Annotated in this window: 10 protein-coding genes; 3 read left to right on the forward strand and 7 right to left on the reverse strand. The window is 66.9% G+C overall.

What is annotated here, in order from left to right:
* Both AB3X43_RS07350 and lspA read right to left on the reverse strand, forming a co-directional pair.
* On the reverse strand, positions 1 to 542 hold a 542-nt coding region (locus tag AB3X43_RS07350; RefSeq protein ID WP_369429207.1), incomplete at its 3' end, for a DUF2189 domain-containing protein.
* Positions 543 to 635: 93 nt separating this feature from the next.
* The gene (gene lspA / locus AB3X43_RS07355) at positions 636 to 1,166 is read right to left on the reverse strand and encodes a signal peptidase II (RefSeq protein WP_369429208.1); all 531 of its coding nucleotides are present in this window, start codon (positions 1,164 to 1,166) and stop codon (positions 636 to 638) included.
* Positions 1,167 to 1,610: 444 nt separating this feature from the next.
* Here lspA and AB3X43_RS07360 point away from each other — a divergent pair, with 444 nt between their 5' ends.
* The 3 genes from AB3X43_RS07360 (at position 1,611) to AB3X43_RS07370 (ending at position 3,837) form a co-directional block, all read left to right on the forward strand.
* Positions 1,611 to 2,855, forward strand: coding sequence for a hypothetical protein (locus AB3X43_RS07360; RefSeq protein ID WP_369429209.1), 1,245 nt, complete (start codon positions 1,611 to 1,613; stop codon positions 2,853 to 2,855).
* Positions 2,852 to 3,535, forward strand: coding sequence for a GNAT family N-acetyltransferase (locus AB3X43_RS07365; RefSeq protein WP_369429210.1), 684 nt, complete (start codon positions 2,852 to 2,854; stop codon positions 3,533 to 3,535). Before AB3X43_RS07360 ends, AB3X43_RS07365 begins: the two co-directional genes overlap by 4 nt.
* Before the next feature lie 107 nt (positions 3,536 to 3,642).
* Entirely contained in the window at positions 3,643 to 3,837 is a 195-nt protein-coding gene (locus AB3X43_RS07370; protein ID WP_369429211.1) for a DUF3606 domain-containing protein, read from the forward strand.
* 35 nt (positions 3,838 to 3,872) lie between these two features.
* On the opposite strand, the gene ileS is transcribed toward AB3X43_RS07370, so the two are convergent.
* The 5 genes from ileS to AB3X43_RS07395 form a co-directional block, all read right to left on the reverse strand.
* Positions 3,873 to 6,749: an isoleucine--tRNA ligase gene (gene ileS, locus AB3X43_RS07375; RefSeq protein ID WP_369429212.1), complete on the reverse strand. Its 2,877-nt coding sequence runs from the start codon at positions 6,747 to 6,749 to the stop codon at positions 3,873 to 3,875.
* Between the two features lie 79 nt (positions 6,750 to 6,828).
* Positions 6,829 to 7,851, reverse strand: coding sequence for a bifunctional riboflavin kinase/FAD synthetase (locus tag AB3X43_RS07380; protein ID WP_369429213.1), 1,023 nt, complete (start codon positions 7,849 to 7,851; stop codon positions 6,829 to 6,831).
* Positions 7,852 to 7,859: 8 nt separating this feature from the next.
* Positions 7,860 to 8,597 carry a pseudouridine synthase gene (locus AB3X43_RS07385; protein ID WP_369429214.1) on the reverse strand — a complete coding sequence of 246 codons (738 nt, stop codon included), beginning with the start codon at positions 8,595 to 8,597 and terminating at the stop codon, positions 7,860 to 7,862.
* A gap of 43 nt (positions 8,598 to 8,640) precedes the next feature.
* Positions 8,641 to 9,759 carry an acyl-CoA dehydrogenase family protein gene (locus AB3X43_RS07390; RefSeq protein ID WP_369429215.1) on the reverse strand — a complete coding sequence of 373 codons (1,119 nt, stop codon included), beginning with the start codon at positions 9,757 to 9,759 and terminating at the stop codon, positions 8,641 to 8,643.
* Positions 9,760 to 9,788: 29 nt separating this feature from the next.
* The coding region (locus tag AB3X43_RS07395) for an acyl-CoA dehydrogenase family protein (protein WP_369429216.1) at positions 9,789 to 10,091 on the reverse strand (303 nt) is incomplete at its 5' end.

The following is a 10,091-nucleotide window of genomic DNA, read 5'->3' on the forward strand; positions in this document are numbered from 1 at the left end:
AGGTAGGCGACGATGAAGCCGATGTTCTCCGGGTCGAGCAGTGCCAGCAGCGAGCCCTTCAGATCGGGCATGCCGTCGAAGCTGACCGCGAAGACCACCAGCGTGGCGCGTCCCCACAGCATCTCCAGCACCAGCAGCACGAAGCCGAAGATGGCCATCTGGCCGATGTGCTCGTCCCAGGCGGTCAGTGAGTCGCCGAAATCGGGCACGAGGCCGCGTTCCAGCCGCATCGACATCTGGTAGAGACCCATGCAGAGAAATGGCCCCATCAGCAGGAAGCCGGCCGACATGGCCAGCGTGTAGGCCGGGGCGTTTTCGTAGATCTTCATCAGCGTCCAGCCCATCGCCATGAAGCACACGCCGTAGAACAGGCTGATGGCGGGGTGGGCGAGGTAATCGTTCAGACCGCGCGCCAGCCAGTGCAGCGGGTCGCCGAAGCGGATCCTGCGCAGACGGATGGGTGGGGCGTCGCGGGTGGCGGGGGCGGTGTCGTCAGGGCGCGCGTCGGGGGTGTCGTCCGCAGTGGGATGGATCGGGCTCATGGTCGGAAGGCGCTCCTGGTTCGGATCCCCACGATAGGAGCCGCCAGGCCTGCCCGCCATCCGGGGATCACCCGAACCGGAGGCCCACGTCGATCAACTGCGGCGCACCCGCAACAATTCGTCGAGGATCAGGCCGATCGCCCCCGCCGTGATGGCGCAGTCGGCGAGGTTGAAGGACGGGAAATAGCCGCCCGGAAACAGCGGGGCCAGCCAGTTCCAGTGGAATTGCAGGAAGTCGACCACGTAGCCATGCCAGGCGCGGTCCGCCACGTTGCCGATCGCGCCGCCGAGCAGCATGGCCACGCTGAAGCTGAACAGCCGCTGCTGGGCGTGGTTCTTGAGCATCCAGAGAAACATGGTGGAGGCCGCAGCGCCGAGGCCGATGAAGAACCAGCGCTGCCAGCCCGCCGCCTGTGCGAGAAACGAGAACGCCGCGCCAGTGTTGTGGACCCGCATCAGATTGAAGAAGCTGGTGACCATGTGGCCGTCCCCGAGCTGGAAGCGCTGGAGGATCAGCCATTTCGTGGCTTGGTCCGCGGCGATGACCAGCAGCGCCAGCGCCAACCAGGGCGTCAGCGACGCCGAGGAAGAGCGGGACAGGGATGAACGGGACTTGGAACGCATCGGCGGCCACCTGAGAGAGCTGAGGGAGGTCTGGGGAGATCAGGGCGGCACTGTAAACGCGAAAGCAGACGGGCATGTCCGTGTCCGGCTGACGGGTCGTCGACAGCGCACGGATTCAGGGCGCCAGATGCGGCGACCTTAATAGCCAAATATGCAAAAAACTGAAAAAATAATCCGTGAAATTTTGCCAATTTTGGTGATTGATGTCCAATTGTTGACCTGCACTGGCTTGCCCAAGAGCTTGAAGGGTCGGCAAAGTGCAGAAGAAAGCCCGGACGGTGATGACCGCGCCGGGGCAGTGGGGGTGGATCCTGTCTGCGTGTCATCGCGGACACCGGATCGACCAGAAAATCAACAAACAGCAGATTGCACTCGATGTCGGCCCTGGCGAAAAAACTGTTCTATTCCAAGCGCTTCAACCGGATGGCGGTGCGGATGTATTCCGTGCTGAAGCCTCCGCCGTACCAGCGGCCGAACATGGAATTCGACCATGACGTCTGGAATGGCATCTGCACCTTCCACTCGCATGACGGTCGCCAGATCGGTGAAAACAACACCGGCCCGGACATCTACAAGGAAGTGATCGAGACCGAGCACAAGATCTGCAAGTTCGAGGGATCGCGCAACGGCCTGCCGATCAATGTGACCGCCCTGCGCCAGGTGATGGCGGTCTGGACCGATGCGCTGCAATTCACCACCCTGCTGCGCAATGACTACATTCGCCGTCGCGGCCTGTCCGGCCCACGGCTGACGCTGCGCCAGGGCTATGTCTTCTCGAAGCTTGGCGCGGCCTACCCCGCTTATCTGGCACGCAAGCGCAGCAACCCGATCACGTCGCTGCCGGCGCTCGAGACCGCATTTTTCACGCTGGGTGTCGGGCCGTTCATGATCGTGCGCACGTTCATGGAGCGGGGCGATCTGGCCGTGCTGCACGACGGCCCGCTGACGGCCGCTGAACTCTACGAGATGGCCGATGGTTCCGGCACGCTGATCTCCGCCGGCGGCAAGGGCTGTGCGGGGAGCAAGAAGCTGATCCTCGACTTCCTGGACGTGACGATGAACGGCACCTTCGAGAAGCCGCTGGATTCGGCGGATGCCCTGCGTGCGCTGAACAGCATCGGCGACTGGGACGAGTTTTATGCCTACGTCTACGCCACGTCCCGCCTGGAATTGCTGGTTCGCCTGACGCAATATCTTTGCGCGCAGTCGTTGTGGAGCCTCCAATCTCGCGACGGTGTGCTGAACGCGGCCGAGCAGGTGCTGGTGTCGGACTGCCTGGAAAAGTGCTACCACGTGCCCGGCGAGGGGTATGACGACCGCACGGTGATGGGCAATTTCATCCAGGTGGCGCTGGCGCTGCTGGATGAGCTGGATTTTCCCGAGGTGCGCACGGCGCTGGTGAACGCCAGTCTGGTGAATTCGGGCCACGGCGGCTACCTGATCGACCAGGTCGGCGGTGATGCACGGGTGTCGGCCGCACGCCGCTTGCGGCTGGCCACGGAGCTGGTGTTTCCGTTCTGCAAGCAGGAGCTGGATGCCACCCACCACGCCCTGCAGCGCTACCAGTCGACGACGATCACGCTGGACGAGCTGCGCACCCGCGCCTGCGGCCCGTCCTTGCTGCCCTTGCTGGCGTTGCTGGAAACCCGACCGAATCTGCATGGCGCACCGGTTGGTGTGCCAGCATGAGCGCGCCCTCCACGCCACTTGAAGTTCCGTTCGGTCCCAGTGGCGCTGTCGTGTTGCGCAAGATGGTGCTCGACGAGGATGTGCCGCTGCTGCATGACTGGTTCAGCCGCGACTACGCCCGCTTCTGGGGCCTGCAGGGAAAGACGGTCGAAGAGATCCGCGAGAAGTTCGCCGGGATCGAGGCCAGCGGCACCTGCGACGTGGTCTTCGGCATCCTGGCGTCCACCGGCGAGCGGCTGTTCATGTTCGAGTCGTATGACGTGAAGGCGGATGTGCTGAGCCGGCACTATCCCGTGCAGCCGGGGGACCGTGGATTCCATTTCATGATCGGTCCTGCAGACCGTCCCCGGCCCGCAGTGGCTTACTACGCGCTGCAGGCAGTCTGCGCTTGGATCTTTCGGGATGCTACGGTGTGCCGCATCGTGTGCGAACCGGATGTCCGCAATGAAAAGGCGATGAAGCGGCTGGTACAGGCCGGTTTCAGCGGTGCGAAGGTGGTGCATCTGCCTTACAAATCGGCCCTGCTGATGCGTCGCTCGCGGGTAGCCTTCGAGGCTGCACGGACTCAGCCTCCACCGCCGAATCCGGCCAAGGCACCCCTGACAGGACTATCCTTGAAATACCACCTGCTGGTCAGCCGCATCGGGCGACGGATCGGCTTGATCGAGCGGCACTGGTGACGCAATGCCGACACGCCTTCAGCGTCGGCACAGGTCCAGGCGGGAACTTGCCCCTGGCCGAAACGGTCTAACCGCCGTTCAAGGTGGACGTTGAAAGGAGTTTTCTCATGGAAACCGAACTGCCCCGCTCCAGCGCCGATCGTCCGGCGAGCATCAACATGCTGAGCAGCGCCGACATCGCGTACTGGTGCCGTGTCTTCGATGTGGACATGACCGAACTGCGCCGAGCGGTCCAGCAGGTCGGACCGCAGGCGCAGTCGGTGCGTGGCTACCTGGCCCGCCAACCGAGAACTTCGGGCTGATTCTTCCGGCGGTCCTGCCGGTCTCCGCGCGCAGTTCAAGCCACCGTGCGCGGCTCTCCATGTCCATGCAGATTGCTGTCGCACCGCCCGCAGATCGTCGGATGGGCCGGATTGACCCCCACATCGTCGCAGTAGTGCCAGCACCGCTCGCATTTCACCGCCGCACTCGGCGTCACGGTGATCTGCAGCGCGTCGCCGACCGCCAGGCTCGCCGCCGAGGTGATCAGCACGAACTTCAGGTCATCGCCCAGCGACGCCAGCAGGTCGAACTCCGCCTGCGGGGCGGTGATCGCAACGGTCGCCTGCAGCGACGAACCGACCGTGCCTCCGCTGCGCACGTGCTCGATCTCCTTGTTCACCGCCTCGCGCACCGCCCGCACCTGCGCCCACTTCGCCAGCAGCGCCTCGTCCGCCGTGCCCAGGTCGGCGTAGGTCTCGAAGAAGATCGATCCTTTTGACGCGTCGCCCGCGAAATGGCCCCAGGCCTCTTCGGCCGTGAAGCTCAGGAACGGCGCCATCCAGCGCAGCATCGCGTTCGTGATGCGCCACAGCGCGGTCTGCGCCGAACGGCGGGCCAGTGACTTCGGCGCGGTCGTGTAGAGCCGGTCCTTGAGCACGTCGAGGTAGAACGCGCCCAGGTCTTCCGAGCAGTAGACCTGCAGCTTGGACACCACCGGGTGAAATTCGTAGACCTGATAGTGCGCCAGGATTTCCGCCTGCAACTGCGCGGCGCGGGCCAGCGCGTAGCGGTCGATTTCCAGCAGATCCGCATCCGCCACCAGGTCCGTCGCCGGGTCGAAATCGCTCGTGTTGGCCAGCAGGAAGCGCACCGTGTTGCGGATACGGCGGTACGCATCGACCACGCGGGCCAGGATCTTGTCGTCGATGTTCAGGTCGCCCGAGTAGTCGGTCGAGGCCACCCACAGCCGCACGATCTCGGCGCCGAGCTTGTTGCTCACCGTCTGCGGCTCGACCGTGTTGCCCAGGCTCTTGCTCATCTTCAGGCCCTTGCCGTCCGTGGCGAAGCCGTGGGTCAGCAGGCCGCGGTACGGCGCCCGGTCGTACAGCGCGCAGCCCAGCAGCAGCGACGAATGGAACCAGCCGCGGTGCTGGTCATGGCCTTCCAGATACAGATCCGCTTCCGGGCCTTCGCCGTGGAAACACGGGCCGGGGTAGGCGTGTGCGTGGCTGCCGCGCAGGACGTGCTGGAAGGTCGAGCCGGAGTCGAACCAGACTTCCAGGATGTCGGTGCTCTTGGTGTAGTGCGGTGCGTCCTCCAGGCCGAGGATCTCCTCCACCGTCACGCGGCTCCACGCCTCGATGCCGCCACGCTCCACGATGTCCGCCGCCTGATCGACGATCTCCATCGTGCGCGGGTGCAGCTCGCCCGAGTCCTTGTGCAGGAAGAACGGCACCGGCACGCCCCACGACCGCTGCCGCGAGATGCACCAGTCCGGCCGGTTGGCGATCATGTCGCGCAGGCGGGTGCGGCCGTTCTCGGGGTAGAACTGGGTCTGGTCGATGGCGTCGAGCGCGAGCTGGCGCAGCGTCTTCGGCGCCTTGTCCTTGGTGAACACGCCGTCGCCCTCGTCCATGCGCACGAACCACTGCGCCGCGGCGCGGTAGATCACCGGCGTCTTGTGGCGCCAGCAGTGCGGGTAGCTGTGCGTGATCGGCTGCGTGGCCATCAGGCGCCCGTGCTGGCGCAGCGTGTCGATGATGACGGGGCACGCCTTCCAGATGTTCAGGCTGCCGAACAGCGGCAGATCCTCGGCGTACTGGCCGTTGCCCTGCACGGGGTTGAGGATCTCGTCGTACTTCAGGCCGTTGGCGATGCAGGAGTTGAAGTCGTCCACGCCGTAGGCCGGCGCCGAGTGGACGATGCCGGTGCCGTCGCCGGCCGTCACGTAGTCGGCGAGGTAGAGCGGCGACAGGCGCTGGTAGCCGGCGTCCACGTCGTGCAGCGGGTGGCGGAAGTTCAGGCCGCGCAGGTTCTCGCCCAGCGTCGTGGCGATGACCGTGCCGTCGAGCTGGTAGCGTTCCAGGCACTTCTCCACCAGCGACTCGGCCAGCATCAGCACGCCGCGCGGCGTGTCCACCAGCGCGTAGACGAGTTCCGGATGTGCGTTCAGCGCCTGGTTGGCGGGGATGGTCCACGCGGTCGTGGTCCAGATCACCGCGAACGCCTTCTTGGCCTCGGGCAGCGCGGCGAGGCCGAACGCGGCAGCCAGCGCGGCAGCGTCATTCGCCTCGAACGCCACGTCCAGCGTGTCGCTCTTCTTGTCCGCGTACTCGATCTCGAACTCGGCCAGCGACGAGCCGCAGTCGAAGCACCAGTACACCGGCTTCAGCCCGCGGTAGACGAAGCCCCGCTCGATCACCCGCTTGAACGCCCGCAGCTCGCCCGCTTCATTCGCGAAGTCCATCGTCCGGTACGGCCGCTCCCAGTCGCCGAGCACGCCCAGGCGCTTGAAGTCCTCGCGCTGCTGGTTGATCTGCTCGGTGGCGAAGGCACGGCTCTTGGCCTGCATGTCGTCGCGAGAGAGCTTGCGGCCGTGCAGCTTCTCGATCGCGTTCTCGATCGGCAGGCCGTGGCAGTCCCAGCCGGGGATGTACTGCGCGTCGAAGCCGCCGAGCTGGCGCGACTTGACGATCATGTCCTTGAGCACCTTGTTCAGTGCGTGGCCGATGTGGAGCTTGCCGTTGGCGTAGGGTGGGCCGTCGTGCAGCACGAACAGCGGCCGGCCCTGGCGGGCGACGCGCAGGCGCTGGTACAGGCCGCCCTCGTTCCAGTCCTTCACCCAGCCCGCTTCGCGCTTGGGCAGGTCGCCGCGCATGGGGAAGGGCGTGTCGGCGAGGTTGAGCGTCGCGCGGTAGTCGGTGGGGGACGCGGGGGAGGTCGAATCGGTCATGGCCACGACGCGCCGGGCAGGGCGCGTTCCTGAAAAAGAAGGACGTGAGGAGCAGGGTGAACGCCGGCGAACGCGGCGTTCAAATTCGGTCGCGCGTGGTCTGGCGACGGTCGGCGGCGTGGGTGTCGAACCACGCACGCGCGTTCACCACGTCCTGGCGGATCGCGGCGGTGAGGGCGTCGAGGCCGTCGTAGCGGGCCTCGTCTCGCAGTTTGTGCAGTAGTTCCACGCGCACGAGTTTACCGTAGCCCCCTTCGCGCCCCAGTTCGGCCGGCCAGTCGAGGCAGTGCGTCTCCAGCAGGATGCGGCCGGCGTCCTCGATGGTCGGTCGCACGCCCAGGCTGGCCACGCCGTCGATCGCCTGCCCGGTCAGCCCGTGGACGCGCACGACGTAGATCCCCGCCGCCGCCGAGCGACTGAACGGGAAGCGCAGGTTGAGCGTGCGGAAACCGTCGTCACCCCCTTCGGTGGAGGCACCCAGCCCGCGTCCGAGCTTGCGCCCGTGCGTCACATGGCCGCTGACGCTGTAGGGGCGGCCGAGCAGCTCGGCGGCGTGTTCCATGTCGCCGCAGGCCAGCGCGTCGCGCACAGCGGAGCTGGACACGCGCAGGCCATGCACCTCGTAGCTCAGCATCCGTGCGACGTCGAAGCCGGCGACACCACCCGCGGCGTCCAGCATCGCGTAGTCTCCGGCCCGCCTGGCGCCGAAGCAGAAGTCGTCGCCCACGAGCACGTAGCGCGCGTGCAGTCCGCGCGCCAGCACCTCGTCGATGAACGCCTGCGGCGACTGGCTGGCGAACTGCGCATCGAAGCGCATCAGCACGACCTGGTCGACGCCGCAGCGCTCCAGTTCCTGCAGCTTGTCGCGCAGCGTGGCGATGCGCGCCGGTGCCTTCTCGGGCGTGCCGGCCTTCATCGCGAAGAAGTCGCGCGGGTGCGGCTCGAAGGTCATCACGCAGCTCGGCAGGCCGCGGTGGCGCGCCTCGTTGATGAGCAGCGCGAGCATGGCCTGGTGGCCGCGGTGCACGCCGTCGAAATTGCCGATCGTCAGGGCGCAGGCGGGCGCCAGATCAGGGTGGTGGATGCCACGGAAGACTCGCATGGCGTCGCTCAGATGTCCTGCGGGTCGATCCAGCACCACTGCCCCGGCGCCAGTGCGTCGGGGATCGTGATGCGGCCGAACGAGCGGCGGTGCAGCGACTCGACATGGTTGCCCACGGCGGCGACCATGCGCTTGACCTGGTGGTACTTGCCCTCGGTCAGCATCATGCGCAGCGTGAACTCGCCGGTTGCCTCGCATTCTTCCGAGCGCACCGGCACCGGATCGTCGTTGAGCACCACCCCCGCGCGCAGCTGCGCCACCTGCTCGGGCGTGACCGGGCGGGCGCAGGTGATCTCGTAGACCTTGTCGACGTGCTTCTTCGGGTGCGTCAGCTTGTGGATCAGCGCGCCGTCGTCGGTCAGCAGCAGCACGCCGGTGGTGTCCTGGTCGAGCCGGCCGACAGGCTGCACGTCGCCGCCGCTGCGCCACCGGAGTGGCGTGGGCAGGAGCGTCATCACGCTCGGCCAGTGCTTGGGCTTCTGCGAGCATTCGTAGCCGGTCGGCTTGTTCAGCAGCACCAGTGCAAATTCGCGCCACGGCCAGTCGCGGCCCTCGACGGTCAGCACCAGCCCCTCGGGCGAGACCAGTGCATCGGGATCGTCGGCGACACGGCCGGCGATGGACACCAGCCCGTTCAGCACGAGACCGTCGCAGTCGCGGCGCGTGCCGAAGCCCTGGGTGAACAGCGCGTGCGACAGCGTGATGTCGCGGGTGGCGGCGGATTTCTTGGAGGATTTCTTCGACATGAGGCCGCCAGTGTAGGACGGGCGGCCTCTCGCCCGCAGCGGGTCAGGCGAACACGCCCGCCGTGTCCTGCATCCGGGCACTGACCTCGCCGAGGTGGTGGAGGGTGTCGCCCCACTGCAGCTCCATGCAGGTCAGCCGCTTGAAGTAGTGGCTGCCGACGTATTCGTCCGTCACGCCGATGCCGCCGTGCAGTTGCACGCACTGCTGCCCGACGAAGCGCATCGACTGGCCGAGCTGCACCTTGGCCTGCGCGATGGCCCGCCGGCGCACGTCCGGCGCATCGCCCAGCCGCAGCGTGGCCAGATAGCTCATCGAGCGGCCGAGTTCGAGCTGCATCTTGCAGTCCGCCAGCCGGTGGCGCAGCGCCTGGAAGCTGGCGATGGCCACGCCGAACTGCTTGCGCGTGTTCATGTAGTCGGCGGTGAGCCGGACCAGGAAGTCCATGGCACCGACCGCTTCCGCACACAGCGCCGCGGTGCCGACATCGGCCGCGTGTTCGAGCACGGCCAGCGCATCGGTGTCGGTGAGCAGTGTCGCTGCTGTGGCGTGGAACTGCACCTCGGCGGCACGACCACCGTCCTGCGTCAGGTAGCCCCGGGTGGTGACGCCCGCCGCAGCACGCTCCACCAGCCACAGGCCCAGCGTGTCCCCCGCGCGGGCGCTGACGACGTAGGCCTCGGCGGTGTCACCGACCGGCACGAGGCTCTTCGTGCCGTTGAGCTGCCAGCCGCCACTGGTCCGGGTGGCGGTGGTGTCCGCCTTGTCCAGGCGGTAGCGCGCTGCGCGTTCCTGGTGGGCCAGCACGACCCGCGCCTCGCCCGACGCCATCTTCGGCAGCCACGCGGCCTGCACGGGCTCGGGTGCCGCCGACAGCAGCGTCGGTGCCACCAGCGCGGCGGCCGCGTAGGGCGCAAGCACCAGCCCGCGGCCGAGTTCCTCCATCACCACCATTGCCTCGACCGCGCCCCAGCCCATGCCGCCATGCGCCTCCGGCACCGCCAGCCCGGTCAGCCCCAGATCGGCCAGCGCCTGCCACACCTCGCGGCTGTCGCCTCCTGCCTTCACGATGGCGCGGTGCTGCTCGAAGCCGTGGCCCTTGTCCACCCACCGCCGCACGGCATCGCGCAGCTGTTCCTGGTCGTCGCTGAAATCGAAATCCATGTCTGTCTCCTGATCGGCGATGGCCGGATTCAACCGAACAGCGTCTGCGCGACGATGTTGCGCTGCACTTCGTTGCTGCCGCCGTAGATCGTCGTCTTGCGGTAGTTGAAATAGGTCGCGGTCAGCGGTGCGCAGTGCGCCGCTCCGCCCGGCCACAGGCCGCCGAGCGCCTGGTCGCCCTGCCAGCCGGCGTCCATCGCCTCGTGGATGAACGGCAGGCTGTAGGGACCGCCGGCCAGCATCATCAGCTCGGTGTAGCGCTGCTGGACCTCGCTGCCGCGGATCTTCAGCAGCCCGGCGATGTCCAGCGACTTCTTGCCGCCCCGCTCGGC

This window comes from Sphaerotilus sp., assembly GCF_041083715.1.
Taxonomy (GTDB): Bacteria; Pseudomonadota; Gammaproteobacteria; order Burkholderiales; family Burkholderiaceae_C; genus Sphaerotilus.